Annotated in this window: 22 protein-coding genes; 9 read left to right on the top strand and 13 right to left on the bottom strand. The window is 72.3% G+C overall.

What is annotated here, in order from left to right:
* The first annotated feature begins 80 nt into the window (after positions 1 to 80).
* On the top strand, positions 81 to 1,484 hold the full coding sequence (locus tag ACXJKB_RS08195; protein ID WP_457187201.1) for a WS/DGAT/MGAT family O-acyltransferase: 1,404 nt from the start codon (positions 81 to 83) through the stop codon (positions 1,482 to 1,484).
* An 18-nt stretch (positions 1,485 to 1,502) separates the two neighbouring features.
* On the opposite strand, the gene ACXJKB_RS08190 is transcribed toward ACXJKB_RS08195, so the two are convergent.
* Positions 1,503 to 2,717, bottom strand: a complete 1,215-nt coding sequence (locus ACXJKB_RS08190) for a site-specific DNA-methyltransferase (RefSeq protein ID WP_457187199.1) — start codon at positions 2,715 to 2,717, stop codon at positions 1,503 to 1,505.
* Between the two features lie 104 nt (positions 2,718 to 2,821).
* Between ACXJKB_RS08190 and ACXJKB_RS08185 the strand changes: the two genes are divergently transcribed.
* Positions 2,822 to 4,261 (top strand): phosphodiester glycosidase family protein, encoded by a 1,440-nt coding sequence (locus ACXJKB_RS08185; protein ID WP_457187197.1) that lies wholly within the window; start codon positions 2,822 to 2,824, stop codon positions 4,259 to 4,261.
* Positions 4,262 to 4,274: 13 nt separating this feature from the next.
* On the opposite strand, the gene ACXJKB_RS08180 is transcribed toward ACXJKB_RS08185, so the two are convergent.
* The gene (locus ACXJKB_RS08180) at positions 4,275 to 4,871 is read right to left on the bottom strand and encodes a hypothetical protein (protein WP_457187195.1); all 597 of its coding nucleotides are present in this window, start codon (positions 4,869 to 4,871) and stop codon (positions 4,275 to 4,277) included.
* Positions 4,872 to 4,970: 99 nt separating this feature from the next.
* Here ACXJKB_RS08180 and ACXJKB_RS08175 point away from each other — a divergent pair, with 99 nt between their 5' ends.
* Entirely contained in the window at positions 4,971 to 5,969 is a 999-nt protein-coding gene (locus ACXJKB_RS08175; protein WP_300046807.1) for a GTP pyrophosphokinase, read from the top strand.
* Positions 5,970 to 6,015: 46 nt separating this feature from the next.
* Positions 6,016 to 7,191, top strand: a complete 1,176-nt coding sequence (locus ACXJKB_RS08170) for a calcium:proton antiporter (protein WP_457187193.1) — start codon at positions 6,016 to 6,018, stop codon at positions 7,189 to 7,191.
* Positions 7,192 to 7,279: 88 nt separating this feature from the next.
* Here ACXJKB_RS08170 and ACXJKB_RS08165 read toward each other — a convergent pair whose 3' ends face one another.
* The 5 genes from ACXJKB_RS08165 to ACXJKB_RS08145 are packed head-to-tail and all read right to left on the bottom strand — an operon-like array spanning position 7,280 to position 12,880.
* The gene (locus ACXJKB_RS08165) at positions 7,280 to 8,095 is read right to left on the bottom strand and encodes an ABC transporter substrate-binding protein (protein WP_457187191.1); all 816 of its coding nucleotides are present in this window, start codon (positions 8,093 to 8,095) and stop codon (positions 7,280 to 7,282) included.
* 4 nt (positions 8,096 to 8,099) lie between these two features.
* Positions 8,100 to 8,696: a GTP-binding protein gene (locus ACXJKB_RS08160; RefSeq protein ID WP_457187189.1), complete on the bottom strand. Its 597-nt coding sequence runs from the start codon at positions 8,694 to 8,696 to the stop codon at positions 8,100 to 8,102.
* Positions 8,677 to 9,045 (bottom strand): DUF742 domain-containing protein, encoded by a 369-nt coding sequence (locus tag ACXJKB_RS08155; RefSeq protein WP_457187187.1) that lies wholly within the window; start codon positions 9,043 to 9,045, stop codon positions 8,677 to 8,679. Before ACXJKB_RS08155 ends, ACXJKB_RS08160 begins: the two co-directional genes overlap by 20 nt.
* A 14-nt stretch (positions 9,046 to 9,059) precedes the next feature.
* Complete coding sequence (locus tag ACXJKB_RS08150) at positions 9,060 to 9,497, bottom strand: roadblock/LC7 domain-containing protein (protein WP_457187185.1); 438 nt, start codon at positions 9,495 to 9,497, stop codon at positions 9,060 to 9,062.
* The gene (locus ACXJKB_RS08145) at positions 9,494 to 12,880 is read right to left on the bottom strand and encodes an ATP-binding protein (RefSeq protein WP_457187183.1); all 3,387 of its coding nucleotides are present in this window, start codon (positions 12,878 to 12,880) and stop codon (positions 9,494 to 9,496) included. The genes ACXJKB_RS08150 and ACXJKB_RS08145 overlap by 4 nt, the downstream gene beginning before the upstream one ends.
* 191 nt (positions 12,881 to 13,071) lie before the next feature.
* Between ACXJKB_RS08145 and ACXJKB_RS08140 the strand changes: the two genes are divergently transcribed.
* Positions 13,072 to 14,241 (top strand): endonuclease, encoded by a 1,170-nt coding sequence (locus ACXJKB_RS08140; RefSeq protein ID WP_457187181.1) that lies wholly within the window; start codon positions 13,072 to 13,074, stop codon positions 14,239 to 14,241.
* A 6-nt stretch (positions 14,242 to 14,247) separates the two neighbouring features.
* On the opposite strand, the gene ACXJKB_RS08135 is transcribed toward ACXJKB_RS08140, so the two are convergent.
* The gene (locus ACXJKB_RS08135; protein ID WP_457187179.1) at positions 14,248 to 14,460 is read right to left on the bottom strand and encodes a DUF2945 domain-containing protein; all 213 of its coding nucleotides are present in this window, start codon (positions 14,458 to 14,460) and stop codon (positions 14,248 to 14,250) included.
* Positions 14,461 to 14,501: 41 nt separating this feature from the next.
* Positions 14,502 to 15,062 (bottom strand): helix-turn-helix domain-containing protein, encoded by a 561-nt coding sequence (locus ACXJKB_RS08130; protein WP_457187177.1) that lies wholly within the window; start codon positions 15,060 to 15,062, stop codon positions 14,502 to 14,504.
* A 67-nt stretch (positions 15,063 to 15,129) separates the two neighbouring features.
* On the opposite strand from ACXJKB_RS08130, the gene ACXJKB_RS08125 reads away from it, so the two are divergent.
* Positions 15,130 to 16,698 (top strand): FAD-dependent oxidoreductase, encoded by a 1,569-nt coding sequence (locus tag ACXJKB_RS08125; protein ID WP_457187175.1) that lies wholly within the window; start codon positions 15,130 to 15,132, stop codon positions 16,696 to 16,698.
* A 21-nt stretch (positions 16,699 to 16,719) separates the two neighbouring features.
* Here the strand turns inward: ACXJKB_RS08125 and ACXJKB_RS08120 are convergent, their stop codons facing one another.
* Entirely contained in the window at positions 16,720 to 17,235 is a 516-nt protein-coding gene (locus tag ACXJKB_RS08120) for a gluconokinase (RefSeq protein WP_457187173.1), read from the bottom strand.
* Complete coding sequence (locus ACXJKB_RS08115) at positions 17,232 to 18,599, bottom strand: GntP family permease (RefSeq protein ID WP_457187171.1); 1,368 nt, start codon at positions 18,597 to 18,599, stop codon at positions 17,232 to 17,234. The genes ACXJKB_RS08120 and ACXJKB_RS08115 overlap by 4 nt, the downstream gene beginning before the upstream one ends.
* A 166-nt stretch (positions 18,600 to 18,765) precedes the next feature.
* Here ACXJKB_RS08115 and ACXJKB_RS08110 point away from each other — a divergent pair, with 166 nt between their 5' ends.
* Positions 18,766 to 19,086 carry a hypothetical protein gene (locus ACXJKB_RS08110; protein ID WP_457187170.1) on the top strand — a complete coding sequence of 107 codons (321 nt, stop codon included), beginning with the start codon at positions 18,766 to 18,768 and terminating at the stop codon, positions 19,084 to 19,086.
* Positions 19,087 to 19,095: 9 nt separating this feature from the next.
* Here ACXJKB_RS08110 and ACXJKB_RS08105 read toward each other — a convergent pair whose 3' ends face one another.
* Positions 19,096 to 19,854: an MOSC domain-containing protein gene (locus ACXJKB_RS08105; protein ID WP_457187168.1), complete on the bottom strand. Its 759-nt coding sequence runs from the start codon at positions 19,852 to 19,854 to the stop codon at positions 19,096 to 19,098.
* A gap of 71 nt (positions 19,855 to 19,925) precedes the next feature.
* Here ACXJKB_RS08105 and ACXJKB_RS08100 point away from each other — a divergent pair, with 71 nt between their 5' ends.
* The gene (locus ACXJKB_RS08100; RefSeq protein ID WP_457187166.1) at positions 19,926 to 20,105 is read left to right on the top strand and encodes a hypothetical protein; all 180 of its coding nucleotides are present in this window, start codon (positions 19,926 to 19,928) and stop codon (positions 20,103 to 20,105) included.
* Positions 20,102 to 20,656, top strand: coding sequence for a matrixin family metalloprotease (locus ACXJKB_RS08095; protein ID WP_457187164.1), 555 nt, complete (start codon positions 20,102 to 20,104; stop codon positions 20,654 to 20,656). Before ACXJKB_RS08100 ends, ACXJKB_RS08095 begins: the two co-directional genes overlap by 4 nt.
* A 19-nt stretch (positions 20,657 to 20,675) precedes the next feature.
* Here ACXJKB_RS08095 and ACXJKB_RS08090 read toward each other — a convergent pair whose 3' ends face one another.
* On the bottom strand, positions 20,676 to 22,151 hold the full coding sequence (locus ACXJKB_RS08090) for a cryptochrome/photolyase family protein (RefSeq protein WP_457187162.1): 1,476 nt from the start codon (positions 22,149 to 22,151) through the stop codon (positions 20,676 to 20,678).
* Between the last annotated feature and the right edge of the window lie 6 nt (positions 22,152 to 22,157).

Raw genomic sequence — 22,157 nt, 5'->3', positions numbered from 1 at the left:
CGGGACGAGAGGATGCCCGGACCTCCCCGTCTCGTGCCCGGCGTCGAGGCCGACGGAGGATCCGAACCGAGGAGCAGCCAGTGGTGGACCCGATCGACCCGACCGCGACCGGCTTCCTCCTCGCCGAGAACCGCAACATGCCGATGCACGTCGGCGGCCTCCAGCTCTTCGAGAAGCCCGCCGGTGCCGGCCGCGGCTACGTCCGCGAGATGTACGAGCAGATGCGCGACGTCGAGCAGATGGCGCCGCTCTTCCTCAAGCACCCGCACCGCTCGACGCGCACGGCGGGCCAGCTGGTGTGGGTGCCCGACGAGCAGTTCGACATCGAGCACCACGTCCGGCACAGCGCGCTGCCCAAGCCGGGCCGCGTGCGCGAGCTGCTCGAGCTCTGCTCGCGGCTGCACAGCACCCGCCTGGCGTGGGAGCGACCGCTCTGGGAGGCGCACGTGATCGAGGGCCTCCGCGACGGCCGCGTGGCGATGTACACCAAGACCCACCACGCCCTCGTCGACGGCATCTCCGCGATGCGGCTGCTCGCGAGCGTGCTGTCGACCGACCCCGACGAGCGGAACATGCCCGCCCCCTGGGCGATGCGTCCGCGCGCGCCGCGCGAGGAGCCCGCGAGCACGGGCGGCGCGTCGCTGTCCGACGTCACGGGCGCCACGGTGCGTACGGCGCTCGCGATCGCGTCGGAGGCCGCCGGCATGCCGGGCGCGCTGGTCCGCACCCTCAACAAGAGCGTGCGCAACGAGACGTCCGCGCTGTCGCTCTACGCCCCGCGCACCATGCTCAACCAGAACATCACCGGCTCGCGGCGCTTCGCCGCCCAGGACTGGCCGGTCGAGCGGCTGCGGGCGGTCGGTCGCGCGAGCGGCACCACCATCAACGACGTGGTGCTCGCCATGGTCAGCGGCGCGATGCGGACCTACCTGATCGAGCTCGACGCGCTGCCCGACACCTCCCTGATCTCGATGGTGCCGGTCGGCCTCAACGCCAAGCAGTCCCAGCTCGCCTCGGGCGAAGGCGGCAACGCGGTCGGCTCGGTGATGGTGCAGCTCGGCACCCACCTGCCCGACCCGGCCGACCGCCTCGAGGCGATCCACCGCTCGATGGTGGACGGCAAGGACAGCCTGTCGGCGATGACGCCGACGCAGATCCTGGCGATGAGCGCGCTCGGCCAGGCGCCCGCCATCCTCGGCCCGATCTTCCGGATGCAGGGCATCGTGCGCCCGCCCTACAACCTCGTCGTCAGCAACGTCCCGGGCCCGCGCACCACCCACTACTGGAACGGCGCCCGGCTCACCGGCACCTACCCGCTGTCGATCCCGATCAACGGGATGGCGCTCAACATCACCTGCACGTCCTACGACGGCAAGATGTGCTTCGGCCTCACCGGCTGCCGCCGCACCGTCCCCCACCTCCAGGTCCTGCTCCAGTACCTCGATGAGGAGCTGATCGCCCTCGAGCGGGCCGCCGGCCTCTGACGCGCGCGATCCCCGCGGTCAGCGGACCACCTCGAGGCCACCGCCGACGGTCTCGGCGACGGCGGCGAGGCGGGCGCGGGTGATGTCGGCGACCGTGGCGAGGCCGGCGAGCTGGGCGTTGGAGCCCGCGCGGGTGGGCTCGGCGGAGTTGATGCTGATGCAGCGGCGGGAGCCGCCGTCGGCGGCGTTGGCGAGCGCGACGGCGTGCCCGGTGGTGCCGCTGCCGGCGAACGGGTCGAGCACGACCACGTCGGCGGGCAGCGTGGACAGGATCCGGCGGACCAGACCGGTGGGCTTGGGCGACTCGAAGACGTGGCCGACCACCGCCTTGAGCTCGGCGACCGCGGTGTCGGTCGAGCCGATCTCCTCGGCCAGCCAGATGGTGCGCAGCTTCTTGCGGCGCCCGCCCTCGCGGTGCAGCCAGTCGCGCTGGAAGATGTCGGCCCGCTCACCGCTGCGGCCCCGGATCACCCGGCACTCCAGGTCGTCGGGGCGCTCCTCGACCCGCGGCCTCGACCACCGCCACACCGCCGGGCGGCCGTCGCCGAAGACGGGCGTCAGCGCGGTGCTGCCGTCGAACTCACTGACCGAGACCCGACCGGTCGCCGGGTCGCCGTGCAGCGGGTAGTGGAGCGTCGGCGTGCTGACCGGGTTGAACTTCTTGTTGGTGTTGCGCAGGGGCAGGTAGCGGAACCGTCGCCCGTCGGGCGTCGTCAGCGGGAAGTCGGACTCGTCGACGGCCTCGGTCGACGCCCCGTCCACTGCGCAGGACGGCAGGTGGCGGGCGTACGCCAGGACGTACTCGTGGCTGGTCGCGAACCCGCGGCCGAGCTGGCGGCCCTTCGGGTTGAGGTTCACCACGACCTGGGCGAGGAAGTTGGCCTCCCCGAAGACCTCGTCCATCAGCAGCCGCAGGTGGGCGGCCTCGTTGTCGTCGATGCTGACGAACACCGCGCCGTGCGGCGCCAGCACCTCGCGGACGGCCTCGAGGCGCGGACGCATCATCGCCGTCCACGCGGCGTGCCGCCCGGCGTACGGGTCGGCGTGCGAGCCGTCGCGGAAGCGGTCGGCGTACGCGAAGTCGTTGCCGGTGTTGTAGGGCGGGTCGGTGTAGACGACGTCGACCGACCCCGCCGGGAGCAGCGGCAGCACGTCGAGGTTGTCACCGACGTGGAGCGTGTTCCACACGGGGCCTCGCGCACCACCGGCAGCGGGCGCGGGCTCGTCGGGCACGCGCGACAGCCTAGGCGCTGGCCCGGCAGCGGCAACGGGTCGCTGCGGGAAACGCTCATCCCAATTTTCCCACCAGCCCCAGAACGTCCTTTACTGTGGAGCGCGTGTCTTCCTCCACGCGCCGCTCACGCCCCTCCCGTCGCTCCGCCCCCGCTCGCGGGCGGGCGCTGACGGTCGCCACCGCCGGCGTCCTCGTCGCGGGCCTCGCGCTCAACGTCGGCGTCGGCCCGTCGGTGGCCGACGACGGCGACCGGACGGACAAGACGCAGAGCCGCGGCGGACTGACGTACGGCGCCGACAACGGCTACCGCGGCCGCAACCAGACCTCCGACGGCAAGCCCGGCATCGTGGTCGGCCCGCCGATCAACGCCCGCGGCCGCACGGTCACGGTGCTGAACGACGTCAGCTACGAGATCGCGCCCGGCGTCGTGCTGCGGGAGTGGGACCAGGTCGACGGCCGCCAGCCGATCGGGCAGGTCCGGATGAACCTGCTCTCCGTCAGCCTCGACGCCCCCAACATCTCCTTCGAGGAGTTCTCCCCCACCTACGTCACCAGCCGCAAGAAGGTCAGCCAGCTCGGCGGGTGGAACGACGCCCTCGGCGCTGTCAACGGCGACTTCTTCGACATCGGCAGCACCGACGCGCCGCTCGGCGTGACGATCAACCGCGAGAAGGGCGTCCTCGGCGGCTCGCGCGACGGCTGGATCCCGGGCGTCAACTCGTCCCTCTGGTTCGACGACTCCGGCCCGCACGTCAGCCCGCTGGCCCTCGAGTGGACGATCCGCCAGCGCAGGGCGTGGACCGTCAGCGGGGTCAACCACCCGCGCGTCCCGTCGGGCCAGATCGGCGTCTTCACCTCCGACTGGCACCGCACGTCGGGCTACCAGGTGACGGCCGGCAAGAAGCGCGCCCGCGAGGTCGTGCTCCGCAAGAACCGCGTCATCTCCAACAAGCCGAAGCTCTCGACCGGACGCAAGATCAAGCAGAAGGAGCGGGTGCTGATCGGCACCGGTCCCGCCGCCGCCAAGCTGAAGAACCTCAAGCGGGGCAAGAAGATCACGCTGTCGCAGCGCATCGCCGGCGGCAAGCCGACGGTCGCGATCAGCGGCGACCGCCCGCTGCTCACGAACGGCGTCCGCACCGTCGTCAACAACACCATCGCCCACCCGCGTACGGCGGTCGGCATCGACGCCGACGGCCGCAAGCTGCTCATCCTCGTGGTCGACGGACGCTCCACGGTCAGCCGCGGCTACACGATGGTCGAGCTCGCCGACATCATGACCGCCCTCGGCGCGGAGAACGCGATCAACCTCGACGGCGGCGGCTCCTCGGCGATGTACACCCGCACCGGCACCGGCGCCTTCGGCATCGTCAACGAGCCGTCCGACGGCAACGAGCGGCTGGTGGCCAACTCGTTCGGCCTCGTCTACCACGGCGAGCTGCCGCCGGTGGTGCCGATCCTGCCGCCCACCCCGACGCCCACCCCGACGCCCACTCCGACGGTGCCGCCGACCACGCCCCCGACGACGACGCCGACTCCCTGACCGGAGAGGCGGCTCAGGCGTCGGGCACGGAGAAGACCACGACGTAGGTCACCGGCGCGAGGCACTGCACGGTGCTCTTCGGCAGGGCCGGGACGACCTGGAAGCCGGCCTCGCCGGCGTCGATGGCGACGCTGCGCGGGGGCTCGCACCCGGTCGAGACGACGGCCCCGTAGGGGGTCGTGCCCGGCGCGCTCAGGTCCTTGACCGCGGCGGTGACCTCGTCCGGCAGCCCGCTCTGCAGCCCCACGACGAAGTCGGCGACGGCCTGGTCGGTGTCGAGCGCGAAGGCCATCTCCGACGGCGAGCCGCCGCCCTCGGTGGCGTCGACCAGGACGGCGTCGGTGACGCCGGCGGACCCCTCGACGCGGATGGGCGTGGCGTCCCCGCCAGCGGACGGATCCTCGGACGGGCTCTCGGAGGGAGACGGGGTCTCGCTCGGGGTGTCGGACGGGCTCTCGGACGGGCTCGGTGTGCTCGTCGCTGCCGGGTCGGTCGCCGTACCGCCGTCGTGGTCCCCGCACGCCGAGAGCCCTCCTGCCAGGGCGAGGGCGGCGAGGAGGGCGGAGGCGGACCGGGTGCGGGCGCCCGAGCGGCGCGGTGAGGGGCTCATGGTGCTTCGACGATATCGACGGGCGCCCGGCTCCGCCGGAAGGCTCGCACGCGGGACGTCGCGTCGACGCCGTGAGGTCCGCACTGGCAGGCTGGCGCCATGAGTGACCCCGAGAACCAGGCCGAGCCGGTCCGCGAGGCCGTCCGCGCCTACGCGGCGCTCCAGCCCCAGCTGGCCTCGGCCACCCAGGCTTATGTCGCCCTCATCCAGGTGCTCCTCGACGACGCCGGCATCGACTACCTCAGCGTCACCGGACGTACGAAGAGCGTCGCGTCGTTCGCCGCGAAGGCCAACCGCACCGAGGGTGACGGTCCGCTCTACCCCGATCCGTTGGAGCAGATCACCGACCAGATCGGCGTCCGCGTCATCACCTACGTCCACAGCGACGTCGCGGCGGTCGCGGAGGTCCTCGACGACGAGCTGGCGATGCTCGACGACCGCGACCTGGGCGAGGAGACCGCCCGATCGGGTCGCTTCGGCTACGCCAGCCGGCACCTGCTCGTCCAGACCCACCCGGGCGCCGAGCTCCCGACGCTGGAGGGGCACCGGGCCAGCGTGCAGGTGCGCACGGTGCTCCAGCACGCGTGGGCGGAGTTCGAGCACGACATCCGCTACAAGGGCAACGTCCCCGAGGACGCCGCCGCCGACCTCGACCGCCGCTTCACCCTCGCCGCCGGGCTGATCGAGCTGGCCGACCGCGAGTTCGCCACGATCCGCGAGCGCATCCAGATGGCCGCTCCCGGCAGCGCCGTCGAGGCCGACGCCGACCACATCGTCGGGCAGGAGCTGGCCACCTTCCTGGCCGGGCACTACAGCGACGCCGGCTGGTCGCACACCGACCACTACGACTGGATCGCCGGGCTGCTCACCCAGCTCGGCATCGACAGCATCGACGACCTTGCCGACCTGCTGACCTCCGTCGACGCCGACGCGGTGATCCGGCGGATGGGCTACCGCTACCCCGCCGGGGCCGTACGACGCCTCGACGACGCGCTGCTCGCGATCTTCGGCGAGCAGTACGTCACCCTCGAGGGCAACAGCCACCGGGTCCCGCTGCTGCGCGCCCGGCTGGAGAAGCTCAGCACGCCCGAGGGCTGACGGGCAGGCGTCGGTCGGCTGCCGGGGGCGCCCCTAGGGTTGTGCCATGCCCCGGCCGTCGTGGACAACCGTCACTCCCCTGCTGGCCGCTGTGGCACTGGCCGTCGCCTGGCCCCTGCACCCGGACAGCGCGCCCGTGCTCGGCGTGCTCTCGGTCCTGCTGGTCGGCGCCGTGCTTGCCGCCGTGCACCACGCGGAGGTCGTCGCCCACCGGGTCGGTGAGCCCTACGGCTCGCTCGTGCTGGCGGTCGCGGTGACGATCATCGAGGTCGGGCTCATCGTCACGCTGATGGTCACCACCGACAAGGACACCGCCGGGCTGGCGCGCGACACCGTCTTCGCGGCGGTGATGATCACCCTCAACGGCATCGTGGGCATCTCGCTGCTCGTCGGCGCCCTCAAGCACCACCTCGCGGTCTTCAACCCCGAGGGCACCGGCGCCGCGCTGGCCACCGTCATCGCCCTCGCCGTGCTGTGCCTCGTCGTGCCGTCGGTGACCACCTCCCAGCCCGGGCCGGAGTTCACCGGCGCGCAGCTGACCTTCGCGGCGATCGCGTCGCTCGCGCTCTACGGGATGTTCGTCTTCACGCAGGCCATCCGGCACCGTGACTTCTTCCTCCCGGTGACCCAGGACGCCCACTCGCCGCTCGTCACCTCCCAGGCCGCGGCGGACGCCGCCGCAGCCGCCCGCGCAGCCGTCGACGCCGGCTCCTTCGAGCACGACCCGGTCGACCTCGACCAGGACGGGCACGCCGACCCGCCCACCGACCGGGCCGCCCTCACCAGCCTCGGCCTGCTCGTCGTCTCGCTGGTCGCCGTCGTCGGCCTCGCCAAGATCGAGTCGCCGGCCATCGAGTCCGGCGTGGCGGCGCTCGGCTTCCCGCCGGCGGTCGTCGGCGTCGTGATCGCGCTCCTCGTCCTCGCACCCGAGACCATCGCCGCCGTCCGGGCGGCGACCCTCAACCGGGTCCAGGTCAGCCTCAACCTCGCGCTCGGCTCGGCGATGGCGTCGATCGGCCTCACCATTCCCGCGATCGCGATCGCCAGCATCTGGCTCGACGGGCCGCTCGAGCTCGGCCTCAACCAGCTGCAGGTCGTGCTGCTGATCCTCACCGCGGCCGTGGCGACCCTCACCGTCGTACCGGGTCGCGCCAAGCCGCTCCAGGGCGGCGTGCACCTCGTGCTGCTCGCAGCGTTCCTGTTCCTCACCGTCGCGCCCTGAGACGCACCCGAGCGGTGGCTCAGCCACGTCCCGAGACTGCGGGATGTGGGTGGGCCACCGCTCGGGTGGACGCTGGACCTGCGGCAGGTCAGCCGAAGTAGGTCGCGTAGATCTTGTCGTAGGTGCCGTCCTCGCGGAGGTCGGCGAGCGTGCCGTTGATGGTGCGAAGGAGCGGGATGTTGCCGTCCTTCTTCACCGCCATGCCGTACTGCTCACCGGTGTCGAACTCCCGGGCCAGCTTGAGCTTGCGGTTGTCGGAGACGAACTGGCCGGACACGGTGTTGTCGAGCATCGCCGCGTCGAGCTGGCCCGCCGCGAGCGCGTCCTGCAGGCCCGCCGCGTCGTCGTACGCGATCACCTGCGTGGTCTCCGGGGCGAAGTCGCTCAGGTAGGTCTCGCCGGTGGTCTCCTTCTGCACGCCGACCCGCTCGCCGGCGAGCTCCGTGAGCTGGTCGAGGCCCGAGCCGCGCGGCGTGATGAGCGCCTGCTTGGCGTCGAAGTAGGGGCTGGAGAAGTCGAGCACGCGCGCCCGCTCACCGGTGATGGTCATCGCCGAGATGGCGAGGTCGCACACGTCGTTGTTGAGCGAGTTGCCCGAGGTGATGTCGTCGAACGACACGTCGATCACGTCGAGGTCTGCGTCGAGGCCCTTGGCGACCTCGCGCACCAGGTCGATGTCGAACCCGGTGGGCTTGCCGCCCTTCTCGTACTCGAACGGCTCGTAGGGCATGTCGGTGCAGACGGTGAGGGCGCCGCTGAAGACCAGCGACACCTCGCTCAGGGCGTCGGCCTCGTCGGCGCTGGCGCTGCCGCCGCAGGCGCTCAGCGTGGCCATCAGGGCCACGGAGGACAGGGCGGCGAGGGCCGTGCGGGCAGGGCCGAGCCGTCGAACGGTGCGGGTCATGGTCTCAGTTCGCATTCGCGGTCAGCGACTCACGCAGTCGCGTGAGCGCATATTCGGTGATCTTCACGAGCGCACCCTTGGCCTGCTCGCGGTCGCGGGCGTCGAGGCTGATGATCGGTACGTCGGCGGGCAGGGCGAGCGCGGCGGCGATCTCCTCGGCGGGGTAGCGCGGGACACCGTCGAACTCGTTGACGGCGACGATGAAGGGGATGCCCTTGGACTCGAAGTAGTCCAGCGGCGAGAACGACTCGTCGAGGCGCGCCACGTCGACCAGCACGATGGCGCCGATGGCGCCGCGGCACAGGTCGTCCCACATGAACCAGAAACGGCGCTGCCCGGGCGTGCCGAAGAGGTAGAGCACGAGGTCCTCGGCCAGGGTCAGGCGACCGAAGTCCATCGCCACGGTCGTGGTGGCCTTGGTGGGCACGGCGGCAAGATCGTCGACGCCCTCGGACTCGTTCGTGACGAGCGCCTCGGTGCGCAGCGGGTCGATCTCCGACACGGCGCCGACGAGCGTCGACTTGCCGACGCCGAAGCCGCCTGCGATGACGATCTTCGTCGACGCAGCCGCGCGCTGTGCCTTAGTAGTTTCGAAGTCCACGGAGGGTCCTTTCGATGAGCTCGAGCCGCTCATCTGTCGACGTGCTGTCGGTGATGGTGGCCTGGATGCGGATCAGGCCCTGCTCGATCAGGTCACCCAGCAGCACCCGGGTGACGCCGATCGGCATCTTGGTGAGGGCCGACACCTCGGCCACGGAACGCCGATCGCAGACCTCGAGAACCTGCGCAGCGGACGGGGAGAGCACGGGTGCTTCCGCACCCGCCTGAAGGCGGAGCGTGGCCTCCATGGCCAGCTCGACCTTCGCGGCCGTCCGGCCTGCGGTGAGGGTGTAGGACCGGATCAGTCGAGGGCGGTAGCCCTCGTCCTCCGGCTCGGGTGGCGGCGTCACGGCGCGTGGTCCGGTCAGCCGCCCGTACCGACGCGGGCCTGGGCCTCGACGGTACGTCCCACGCGGTCCACCAGCAGGGCCATGTCGTAGCCCACCTGGCCGATGTCGGCCTCCTCGGTCGTGAGCACGGTGAGGTTGGACCCGTCACCGACGCTCATGAGCATCAGGAAGCCCATCTCCATCTCGACGATGGTCTGCATCACCGAGCCGCCCTCGAAGAGGCGGGCGGCGCCGACCGCGAGGCTGGCCAGACCGGAGGATACGGCGGCGACCTGCTCGGCGCGCTCGCCCGGGATGCTGGTGCTCGAGGCCATGAGGAGACCGTCGGCGGACACGAGGATCGCGTGCGCCGCGTCGGGTACGTCGTCGACGAATCGCGACATCACCCAGTCGAGGTCTCGGTCGTCACCAGCAGGGCTGGCGACGGGGGCGGCGGAGGTGTCGTGAGTCATGAGGGGCCTGCTTCCGTGTGCTGGGTGGAACTCTGGGCTGCTCGGCGACCGCGGGAGACTCCTGCGGTGTGTGCCTGGAGACGGCGTCGGATTGCTTCGGGGTCACGCGTCTTTGCTGCAGTGGGCGGGGTCACGCTACCGGGGACGAGGCGCTCACCAGGGGCACGTCGCGGCAGTCCGACCGGGGTGGATTCGACGACCGGCGCCGGCTCGGAGACGTGCTCGGCGATCTCCCAGCCACGGTCGACCTCGGTCTCGTGCCACTCGCCCTTGCCCTCGCCGGCGAGCCAGCCTGAGCGCATCGACTTGAAGATCGGGGACTCGCCGCCGGCGCGGGCGGGCTCGGCACCGAGCGACAGGCCGTTGCTGCCGTGGCCGTTCGACCCGTGACCGTTGGAGCCGTTGGTGCCGTTGCCATTCGAGCCGTTGGTGCCGTGGCCGTGGCCGTCGGTGAGCAGCGCGGCGGCGTCGTACGACGGCACCGGCTCGAGCTCGGGCTCGGCACGCTCCTCGAGCTGGGGCTCGGGCTCGGCCACGACCTCGCTGACGGGCTCCGGCTCGGGCTGGCTGACCGGCTGGCTGACGGGCTCCGTCGGCCGGACCGGTGCTCCGAGACCCAGCGGGTCGGCGGCGTCGACCTCGACCTCGTCCCGCACCTCGACCTCGTCGGCCTGGGCGGCGGGCTCGGGCTCGACGGCGGGCTCGGGCTCCGGCTCGACCTGGGCGACGGGCTGGGGCTCGGGCTCGACCTGGGCGGCGGGCTCGGACTGCTCGGCAGCAGCGGGCTCGTCGAAGGCGTCCGCGGGCAGCGGGTCCGACAGCGGGTCGGACAGCTGGTCGTGGGCCCGGGCGGGCTGCTCGACGGGCTGCTCGGTCGGCTCCTCGGCCACCGCTACCTCGGTCGGCTCCTCGGCGGGAGTCTCGGCAGGGACCTCGGCGCTGCGCGCCTCCTGCTCGGCCTGCGCACGCTGGCGGGAGGCCAGGGCGGTGATCGGGACGACGCGGGCGACCTTCTCGGCGCGCTCGGTCGGCGCGGGCTCGTCACCGGCGGCGTCCGCCTTGGCGGCGGGTGCGGCGGTGTCGGCACGCTTGCCGAAGAGCGGGCCCGTGGCGCCGGAGGTCTCCGGCGGCAGGAATGCGTCGGCACCCGTGCGGGGCATGTTGGCACCGGGGTCGCGGCGCGGCAGCAGGCTGCCGAGCGGCGGACGGTCCGGGGTCGGCTCCGAAGACGAGGAGGACGAGGTGGCGGCAGCGGCGGAGGCGGCGGGCGCGCTCGACGCGTCGTCCGCAGCGGTCGTCGTACCGGTCGCGACCGGCACCGGCTCCAGGTCGGCCTCCGCCTTGGCGGCCTTGGCCTTGGCCTTCGCCTCGGAGGCGGCGGCGCGCTCGGCGGCCTTGGCCTCGGCCTTCTCGGCGCGGGCCCGGTTGCGGGCCTCGCGCTTGGAGACGACCGGGGCGGCGGCGGCCGCGGCACCGACGAGCTCGGTAGAGCCCGTCGACGTGGCGGACGGGGTGGACGGAGCAGCCGTGGTGGTCGCGGCCGGGGCGGCGGGCGCACCGGACTGCGACACGTCGGGGAGCACCGACGGCGGGAGCAGGACGCTGGCCGTCATGCCGCCACCGGGGTTGCGGGCCAGGTGGGCGGTGATGTCGTGGCGCTCGGCGAGGCGCGACACGACGAACAGGCCCATGCGGCGGGCGGTGTCGGGCGTGGCCTCGGCACCGTGCTGGAGGTCGCCGTTGAGCTGCTCGAGCTCGGCCGGGGGCACGCCCAGGCCGGAGTCGGTGATCGTGATGGTGACGCCCTCGGGGCCCTGCTTGGCGGCCAGGCGCACCGGCTCGGCCGGCGGCGAGAAGCTGAGCGCGTTGTCGACCAGCTCGGTGAGCAGGTGGACGACGTCGGCCGCGGCCTCGTCACCGACGCGGGTGTTGAGGTTGGAGAGGATCTGCACGCGCTGGTAGTCCTGCACACCGGAGGTCGCGGCCTGAAGCGCCTCGCCGACGGTGAGGCTGAACTGGCCGGCGGCACGGTTCGGGGCGTCGGCCAGGATCAGCAGGGAGTCGGCCGTACGACGCATGCGCGAGGCGAGGTGGTCGAGGCGGAACAGCGACTCGAGGCGCTTGGGGTCCTCTTCGTCGTGCTCGAGGCGCTCGATCTGCGCGAGCTGCTGGTTGACCAGCGAGGTCGAGCGGCGCGAGAGCGTCACGAACATCGCGTTGACGGTCTGGCGGAGCTGGGCCTCACCGGAGGCGAGGTGGATGGCCTGGCGGTGGAGGTCGTCGACCGCTCGCGCGACCTGGCCGATCTCCTCGTTGGTGTGGACGTCGATCGTCTTGATCGGCTCCGGCTCCTGGCCGGCGCGGATCCGGGCGACGGCGTCGGGCAGGCGGTGGCGGGCCACCGCGAGCGCGCCGTCGCGGACCTTGCCGATCGGGCCGAGGAGGCTGCGGGCGATGAAGAAGGCGAGGGCGATCGCCGCGGCGAGCGCGAGGAGCGTGAGCACGGCGCCGACGAGGGCGTTGCGCTGGGCGGCACCGGCCGCGTCGTCGAGGGTCTTCGTCACACCGGTGACGAGCGTGTCGGTGATCTCGTCGTACGGCGCGTAGGCGTCACGGCCGCCGAGGTCGGTGGCGGCGTCGTCGCGGATCTCTCCGGCGTGGCGGGTGTTCTGCTCGCGGAGGAGGGCGGTCTGGTCCTCCGCGCCCTCGACCGATCCGGCGAGACGGTCGATGGCGGCCGCCTCCACACCGATCTCCGAGAAGAGCTCCTGCGAGCTGGACTGCGACAGCGTGGTCGCGATGAGGCCCTGCTGGAGCGCGAGGGACAGGCGGCCGCTCATGGCCTGGGAGAGCTGCTCGAGGCGGGGCTCCGGCGTCGCCTGGGCGGCGTTCACGCTGGTGATGAGCTGGGAGACGCTGGACTCGAGCTGACGCACGAGCGCGATCCAGGTGGCCGGGCCGAGCGTCTCGGCGCCCTCGCCGCGCATGGCCTGGCTGAGGTCGAGCAGCGCGTTGACGTGGGCGGTCTGCAGCTCGTCGAGCTCGGCCCCGTCGCGGGCCTCGACCAGCGTCTCGGCGTTGGTGGAGATGTCGCTGATCGCGTCGATCAGGTCGCCCTGGCTGGCGGCGCTGTCGGACTGTGCGGCCACCATCGCGGTCTCGGACGCGGTCAGGTAGTCGACCGCGGGCTGGATGATCGTGACCTGCTGGGCGCTCCGCGCGGCATGGCGCGAGTCGCCGTAGTCGCCGGAGACGCGCAGGCCACCGAGGACGGCCGCGAGCAGCAGCGGGATCGCCAGGGCCAGGGCCATCTTCCGGCCCAGTGGCCAACCGGCGACCGAGAGTCCCGTGCCCTTGCGGGCCTGGGCTGCATCCTGAGTCATGTGTGCCTCGCGTTTGGTGAGCGACTACGTCGAATCCGAGAACGCGCCGTTGGGACCGACGCAGGCTCAACCTAAGGAGTTCGGCGACATTCCGTGGCGTTTTCCGAGAACTCGGGTCAAGGCGGTGTAAGGAGCGAATCCAGGCCTTCTGCCCTTCCGCCCCGGCCGCCCGTGCGGCAGGCTTCGGCGCCATGACCCTCCTTCTCGGGAAGGGCCGGTCGCTCGCGGCTGCCCTTGCGTCCTCCCTCGTCCTTGCCCTCTCGCTGCTGGTGCTGCCGGCCGCCACGTCGCCCGCTGGCGCCGCGACCCCGTTGACCGTCGGCCAGGCCATCGGCCAGCAGACCGGGACGTCGCAGACCGTCCGCGGCTACGTCGTCGGCCAGCCGACCGCCACCTCCACCGTCGTACGCTCCGGCTTCCCCAACGACTACGCGCTCGCGATCGCCGACTCCCCCTCGCAGACCAGCACGTCGCAGATGCTCTACGTGCAGATCCCCGCGGCGTTCCGCGCGCAGTGGGGCCTGCGCTCCAACCCCGCGCTGATGGGCAAGCAGGTCGACGTGACCGGCGCGCTGTCGGCGTACTTCTCCCACCCCGGGGTGACCAGCACGTCGGCCTTCGCGCTCGCCGGGGGCGGCACCACGGAGCCACCGCCCACCGGCGGGACGAGCCCGTGGGACTCCACCTACTACGCGCCCGCGATCGGCAAGACCGGCTCGACGCTCAAGGCCTCGCTGCACGGCATCATCGACGACAACACGCGCCTGTCGTACGACGCGGTCTGGACCGCCTTGAAGGACACCGACCAGGACCCGAACAACACCAGCAACGTCATCGAGCTGTACACCGGCCGCTCGATCGCCAAGAGCAGCAACGGTGGCGGCAGCGGGCAGTGGAACCGCGAGCACGTCTTCGCCCAGTCGCGCGGAGATTTCACCACCAGTGCCGGCCCGGGCACCGACCTGCACCACCTGCGCGCCGAGGACGTCCAGGTCAACGGCACCCGCGGCAACAAGGACTTCGACAACGGCGGCTCGGCCGTCTCCGGCTGCACCGACTGCTGGACCGACACCGACTCCTTCGAGCCCCGCGACGCGGTCAAGGGCGACGTGGCGCGGATGCTGTTCTACATGGCCGTGCGCTACAACGGCGACGACGGCTTCCGTGACCTCGAGCTCAGCAACGTCTCCGGCAGCGCAGTCCCCCGCCTCGGCGACCTCGACATCCTGCTCCAGTGGAACGCCGCCGACCCGGTCGACGCCTTCGAGATGCGCCGCAACGACCGTATCCACGCCCAGTGGCAGGGCAACCGCAACCCGTTCGTCGACCACCCGGAGTGGGCGGCCGCGATCTGGAACTGAGTGGGCTCAGGCCCGCTCGACCTCGCTCTGGAGCTTGAGGACAGTGGTGCCGTCCTGCTGCTCGATGACGTACGCCGGGTCGTCGTCGCTGCCCTTGCGCGTCACCTTCTCGCCCTTGGTCGCGCGGGAGATCTCCTCGTGGTGGACCTCCTTCACGGTGCCCTCGGCCCACGAGGAGCCCCACTTCCACTTCACCGTCGTGCCGGTGCGGATCGCCATGCGTCCACCGTGCCACCGCGCGCCGACGCCCGGCCCACCCCTCAGGAGCGGACGTGCATCCGTTCGCCCTGGGGACCGAAGATCGCCAGCACCTCGGCGGGCGTCGGTCCGGGGTTGCCGATCCAGTGGGGCGTGCGGGTGTCGAACTCGGCGACCTCGCCCGGCTCGAGCACGAGGTCGCGGGTCCCCAGCACCAGCCGCACCTTGCCGCTGAGGACGTAGAGCCACTCGTAGCCCTCGTGGGTCTGCAGCGTCGGGCGCGGGTCCTTCTCGACCGGCATCACCATCTTGAAGGACTGCAGGCCGCCGGGCCGGCGGGTCAGCGAGATGAAGGTGCGTCCGTGTCGCACGACGGGCTTGGAGCGGATCCGCGGGTCGCCGGTCTCGGGCGCGTCGACCAGCTCGTCGAGGGCGACGCGGTGGGCCCGCGCGAGCGGGAGCAGCAGCTCGAGGGTGGGCTTGCGCTGGCCGGACTCCAGCCGCGACAGGGTGCTCACCGAGATGCCTGTCTCCTCGGCGAGGTCGGTCAGGGTCGCCTCCCGCTCGAGCCGCAGCTGGCGCAGCCGCGGACCGACGGCGGCCAGCACTCCTTCGTCGTCCATGCCCCCCAGTTTGCCAGTCCGGCAAGATTGTTTGTCAATATCGCACGGCCCCTGCATGCTCGGGGACATGAGTGAGAACGAGACGTACGACGTGGTGGTCATCGGTGGCGGCGCGGCCGGGCTGAGCGGCGCGATGGCGCTGGGCAGGTCGAAGCGATCGGTGCTGGTGGTCGACGCGCGCGAGCCCCGCAACGCCCCCGCCGGCCACGCCCACAACTACCTGGGCCGCGAGGGCGTCTCCCCGCTGGAGTTGCTCGCCACCGGCCGCGACGAGGTGAGGTCGTACGGCGTCGAAGTGGTCACCGACCGGGTGGTCGGCCTGTCCGGGGAGGCCGACTCTTTCCTGGTCACCACCGAGGGTGGGCGGAGGTACGGCGCCCGGCGGGTGCTGGTCACCGGCGGCGTCGTCGACGAGCTGCCCGACGTGCCGGGGCTGGCCGAGCGGTGGGGCATCGACGTGCTGCACTGCCCCTACTGCCACGGCTGGGAGGTGCGCGACAAGCCGCTCGCGATCCTCGCGACGACGCCGATGGCCGCCCACCACGGTCTGCTGTTCCGCCAGCTGTCCGACGACGTCGTCATGGTCGTCCACGACGGCGTCGAGCTGCCCGACGAGGAGGTCGAGAAGCTGGGGGCGATCGGGGTGCGGTTCGCCCACGGCACGCCGCGGGAGGTGGTGACCGATGGCGACGCGTTGGTCGGACTGCGTCTGGCCGACGGCTCCCTGCTCGAGCGGGACGCGATCGTCGTCGCGACGAAGCCTCACGTGCGAGCCGACTACCTCGGCCCGCTCGGGATCGAGCCGACGCCGTTCGAGATGGCCGGCGCGGTCCTCGGCTCCGTCATCGCGGTCGAGCCCACCGGTGCGACCGCGGTCCCCGGCGTCTTCGCCGCCGGCAACGCGACCGACATCTCCATGACCCTGATGGCCTCGGCGGCCCACGGCAACCGGGTGGGCGCCTGGATCAACGCCGAGCTCGCCAACGCCGACGCGACGAAGGCCGTCGAGGCCCTCCGCGACGACTTCTTCGAGCAGCCGGCGTGGGAGGAGCGCTACTCCGGCGACCGTGTGTGGAGCGGGCGCGTCAACGTCCAGCTCGAGGCCGAGGCCGCCGACCTCACGCCGGGCCGCGCGCTCGACGTCGGGTGCGGCGAGGGCGGCGACGCGCTGTGGCTGGCGCAGCACGGCTGGCAGGTGACGGCGTCCGACTTCGCCGATGCGGCGCTGGAACGGGTCGCCCAGCACGCCGCGGAGGCGGGGCTCCGCGACCGGGTCGGGACCAGGCGCATCGACGTGCGCAGCTTCGAGCCGGACGGCGATACGTGGGACCTCGTCACCTCGCACTTCGTGCACCTGCCCGACGGCGGCATGGTCGACGTCGTACGCCGCCTGGCGGCCGCGGTCGCGCCCGGCGGCACCCTGCTCGTGGTCGGCCACGCGCCGAGCGACGTCCACACCGGCCTGCGGCACGGCCACCACTCGTTCATGCACACCGCCGACCAGCTGCTCCCGGCGCTCGACGACGCGTGGGAGGTGGAGGTGTGCGAGTCGCGGCCCCGGACGCAGGCCCACCCGGAGACGGGTGAGGAGATCGAGATCGCCGACGCGGTGCTGCGCGCGCGACGGGTGGGCTGACCCGACGATCCGACGGGTCGGTCAGGCGAGATCGAGCCGGGCGAGCACCATCGCGGCGAGGCGGTCGACCGGCAGCGCCGGGTCCACGTCCATCCCCTGCTCGTCCGGCTCGAGCGGCTCGAGCGTGTCGAGCTGCGACTCCAGCAGGCTGGGCGGCATGAAGTGGTCGCGCGCGCTCATCCGCTCCAGCAGCATGTGCTTGTCGCCGGTGCAGTGGACGAAGAACGTGCCCTCACCTCCGCGCCGCAGCACGTCGCGGTAGGCCCTGCGCAGGGCGCTGCAGGCGATGAGCGTGGGCTCGCCGCGGGCGTCGCGCTCGGCGGTCCACTCCGCGAGCGACTCCAGCCACCCCCAGCGGTCGGCGTCCTTGAGCGGGATGCCCTCCCGCATCTTCGCGACGTTCTCCGGCGGGTGGAAGTCGTCGCCCTCGGCGAGCTCCCAGCCCAGCCGCTCCTGGACCGCCCGCGCCACGGTCGACTTCCCGGAGCCGGAGACCCCCATGAAGACGAGGTGGAGCGGTGCGTCGGGTGTTCTCATCCGAGGGCCCAGAGGCCGAGGGAGAGCACGAAGATGCTGACGCCGAGCGTGGTCTCCATGACGGTCCAGGTCCGCAGGGTGGTCTTCACGTCCATCCCGAAGAACCGGCCGACCAGCCAGAAGCCGGAGTCGTTGACGTGGGACAGGACGGTGGCCCCCGCCGCGATGGACAGCACCAGCGCCACGAGCTGGAGGCTCGTCGGGTCGGCTTCCGCGACTCCGGCGGAGATGAGGCCGGCCGTGGTGGTCAGCGCGACCGTCGCCGAGCCCTGCGCGACGCGCAGGATGGTGGCGATGACGAACGCGCTCACGATCAGCGGCAGGCCGAGGTCGTCGAGCGAGTCCGACAGCGCGGCACCGATACCGCTGTAGCGGAGCACGCCGCCGAACATGCCGCCGGCGCCGGTGATGAGGATGATCGCGCAGATCGGGCCGAGGGAGTCGTTGAGCAGCGACTCGGTCTCGCCCAACGAGTAGCGACGGACGGCCAGGGTGTAGGTCGCGACGAGCAGCGCGATCAGCAGCGCCACGGGCGTCTGGCCGACGAAGACGAGGACGTCGGCCCAGGCGCCCTCCTCCTCGATCGTGCCGTTCGCTCGCAGGGTGGTGAGCACCGTGTTGGCGCCGATGAGCACGAGCGGGAGGAGCAGGATGCTGAGCACGTGCCAGAACGCCGGCGGGTTGTCGGTGTCGGCCTCGCGGCCGCCGGTCAGCACCGAGTCGTCGATCGGGACGTAGACCTTGCCGAGCCACGCGAGGGTGACGGCGTACACGCCGACGAACCAGGCGATGACCGCGACGACGACGCCGACGAGCAGCGCGAGGCCGATGCTGGCGCCGATCTCGGTGGCTGCGGTGACCGGTCCGGGGTGCGGCGGGACGATGGCGTGCATGGCGGCGAACGCACCCGCGGCCGGGAGGGCGTACATCAGGACGGAGCCACCGAAGCGCTTGGCCACGGAGAAGATGATCGGGAGGAACACGACCAGCCCGGCGTCGAAGAAGATCGGCAGGCCGAACAGCAGGGCGGCGACGCCCAACGCCAGGGGAGCCCGCTTCTCGCCGAAGCGACTGACCAGGGTGTCGGCGAGGACCTGCGCTCCCCCGGTCACCTCCAGCAGGCGGCCGATCATCACGCCGAGCCCGACGAGCAGAGCCACTGTGCCGAGCGTGCTGCCGAAGGCGGCTATGGCGATGGTCGGCACCTCGGCCACCGGCACGCCGGCCGCGACGGCGGTGCCGAAGCTGACGAGCACCAGCGCCACGAAGGCGTGCATGCGCAGCGCGATGATCAGGACGAGGAGCACGGCGACGGCGACGGCTGCGATGATCAGCAGCGTGCCGGCGCTGTAGACGGGGGTCATGGTGTCCACTGGGAGCCTCCGAGGTGCGCTGGTGGGGTCGACCCAGCCTAGGACCTCCGCCGCGGTGCCTGCGGTGGCTCACCGACGAGGAAAGACGCTGTCTCGATTGTCTCCAGATCTCGTCAAGAGCGTGTTGGCCCACCCGGGGCGTGGGTATTGGCAGTGAATGATCATCTCCGGCCACCTCCAGCACGACCGTTCGGGCCGCTCAGTGGTCTCCTCCTTCGCGGCCGCTCGCATCGCCGAGGTCGACGCCCGCCGGCGGGCCGCCGAGGCGAGCATCGACGCCCTCGTGGTGGCGTGGCAGGGCGGCACCGTCCGGCACCAGGGCTCGGGATGGCACGAGTGGGACGACGCCGCCCGTGACGCCATCGACGCGCTGTCGGCGCTCCTCGGCTCGCTCGACCTTGCACGCGAGGAGCTCGCGGAGCTCGAGCGGCGGCCGACGGTGCCGCGTCAGGTCGACCGCCGCGACGTGGACCGCTGACGACGGGCGTCAGCGCGTGACGGTGACCCGCCCGGGCCGGGTGCAGGTCGCGTAGACCCCCAGCATCGGCTCACCGGCCCGGTTGGTCGGGCGCTCCCGCACCAGGGCCTTCAGCAGCCGGAAGTCCTTCGCGGCGGTCTCCGGGTGGTGGTCGACGACGGCGCACCGCGGGACCGGTCCGCCGATCCGCACCGTGGCCTGCCCCACCACCACGTCGCGTCCCGCCCACGAGTCCTCGACGAAGGGCGTCTCGGTCTCGACGACCAGCGTCGACCGCAGTCGCGCCGCCTGATCGGCCAGTGCGGGATGACCCGTACGTCGCGCCAGCTCTCGCAGCGACGCCGTGCCGACGACGGTGAGCGGGTCGCCGAAAACCACCCCGCCGCGAGGTGCGGCCGCGAGCTGCACGCGCCGACCCAGCCAGGCGGAGACGAGCGCGGCGTGCGGACCGTCGGTGAGCTCGAGGTCGACGGGGCGGCCCCAGTAGTCGCAGGTGATCGTCCGGCCGTCCCGGTCGGCTCTTGCGACCACGGACGCGCCAGTCGGGAGCGTCAGGCCGAGGACGTCCTCGTCCACCCTTGCCACGACGCCGATCAGCGCCGGGTGCTGCACCGTCCTCAGGACGCGCGCGGCGTCGACGTCGACCAGGCAGTAGGACCGGTCGCCGACGGCGCCGTGCTCGTCGAGGTCGACCGCGTCGAGGGCGAGGTGCCGCATGCCCTTGACCGGTGCGAACCCGGCCTGGCGTACGACGAGCTCGGTCGGCATGCCGCCATGGTTCCACGGCGACCCGAGCCAACCTCCTGACACACCGCCCGTGCACCGAGGACACTGACCCGGTGTCCCGCTCCTCGACCCGGCTGACCGTGGTGCTCACCGCCGCGCTGCTCGCTGCGGTCGTGGTGTGGCACCCGGCCGAGCAGCTCGACCCCGTGCGGCGTGCGGTGGGGCTGGGGCCCGAGCGGCCACTGCCGGCGCCGAGCGTCGTACGACAGGGTGGGACCTTCACCCGGCGATGACCCAGCCGGACAGCGACGAGCCGGTCGGCTGGGACCCGTGCGAGGAGGTCCGCTACCGGATCAATCCGGCCGGCGAGCCGCCCGGTGGGAGCGAGTTGGTCCGCCGGGCACTGGGCCGGGCGAGCGCGGCGACCGGGCTCGAGTTCGTCGACGAGGGCGACACCGACGACCGGCCGTTTCCCGGCGGCGTGAAGCTCTTCGGGCGCCCGGACCCGGTCGTCATCGGCTGGGCCGACGCCGCGGAGTACCCCGACCTCGCCGGCCAGGTCGCGGGCGTGGGCGGTGCCGTCGCCGAGCGCGGCAGCGGCGGACGGCTCCGGTTCGTCAGCGGAGGCATCGTGCTCGACGTCGAGGCGTTCACCGCCACGACCGTCGCGCAGCAGCCCCGGGTGATGGAGGGGATCGTCCTCCACGAGGTCGCCCACGTCGTCGGGCTCGGTCACGTCAGCGAGCCGATGGAGCTGATGTACGCCTCCAACACCGGCCAGGTCGAGCTCGGGCCCGGTGACCGCGAGGGTCTCGCCCGCCTCGGCTCCCTCCCCTGCCGCTGACGGACGCGGACCACGGACCTCAGGGCGCTCGGTTGCCTCGCGCGTCCTCCTGCTCGACGAGCTCGGCGAGGTCCTTGAGCCGGTCGAGCCCGTGGACCGCACGCGACATGCGGTGGTTGCCCTCGAACGTCTCCCGGTGCCGGTCGAGGAACCACCAGTAGCCCGCGCTGAACGGGCATGCGTCCTCCCCCACCCGCACCTTGGGGTCGAAGCGGCACGATCCGCAGTGGTCGCTCATCGTGTTGATGTAGGCGCCGCCCGACGTGTAGGGCTTCGTCATCATCTGGCCACCGTCGGCGTGCTGCGACATCCCGACGATGTTGGGCACCATCACCCAGTCGTAGCCGTCGACGAAGGCCCGGTGGAACCAGTCGGTGACCTGCGTCGGCGCCCACCCGCGCTGCAGGGCGTACGACCCCAGCACCATCAGCCGCGGGATGTGGTGCACCCAGCCGTGCTCCGCGACCTGGTCGAGGGTGTGGGAGAGGCAGCGCGCGTCGGTCGCCGCACCGTCGAGCTCGGCGAACCACTGCGGGATCCGCTCCCGGGCGGCCAGCGCATTCTCGCGGCGGTAGCCGTCGCCCATGTGCCAGTAGACGTGCCAGACGTAGTCGCGCCACCCGATGACCTGGCGGACGAAGCCCTCGACGCTCTCGATCGGCGCCGCTCCGCTGCGGTAGGCCTCCTCTGCCCGCTCGACGACCTCGAGCGGGTCGAGCAGGCCGAGGTTCATCGGCGCGCTGATCAGGCTGTGCGCCATCCACGGGTCGCCCTCGAGGATCGCGTCCTCGTGTGCCCCGAACTCCGGCAACCGGTGCTCGACGAAGTGCTCGAGCGCAGCCAGCGCCTGGCGCCGGGTGGCCGGGAAGATCCGCGGCGAGTCACGCCCGATGAACGACACCTCGCCGTCGCGCTCCCATCGGTCGAGGTCCTCGCGCACCTGCGCGTCGATGTCGTCCTCGCTGGGCCACCAGGGCTCGGTGACCCCGAGCGTGTCGGCGCCCTTCGGCGGCGGCTGGCGGTTGTCGTGGTCGAAGTTCCACTGCCCGCCGGCCGGCTCGCCGGCGTCGAGGAGCACGCCGTGCGCCTGGCGCGCCCGCCGGTAGAAGTCCTCCATGAGCAGCCGCTTGCCGCGACGACCCTCGGCCCAGCGCTCGAAGTCCTCCCGCGCGGTCGCGAAGCCGCGGGGCGGAAGGACGGTGCAGCCGAGCCGCTCGACCAGCCCCAGCGCGGCGTACGACGTCGGGTGCACGACCTCGACGTCACCGCCGACCTCGCGGACCGCCTCGGCGTAGGTCTCCGCCTGCACGTAGGTCAGCCGGTCGCCGAGCTCGGCGACGCGGTGCCGCATCGCGCTCAGCACGAGGTGCGCCTTCGCCCGGTGGAAACGCCGTCTCCGGAAGACGGCGGTCGACTCCACCATCAGCAGCGGGCCGCGCTGGTCGTCGACGAAGTGCGGTCCGAGCTGGTCGCCGAAGAGCCACCGCGTCGTCATGCGGCC

The organism is Nocardioides sp. P5_E3, assembly GCF_054049275.1.
This window is presented reverse-complemented; position numbering and strand designations above follow the sequence as displayed.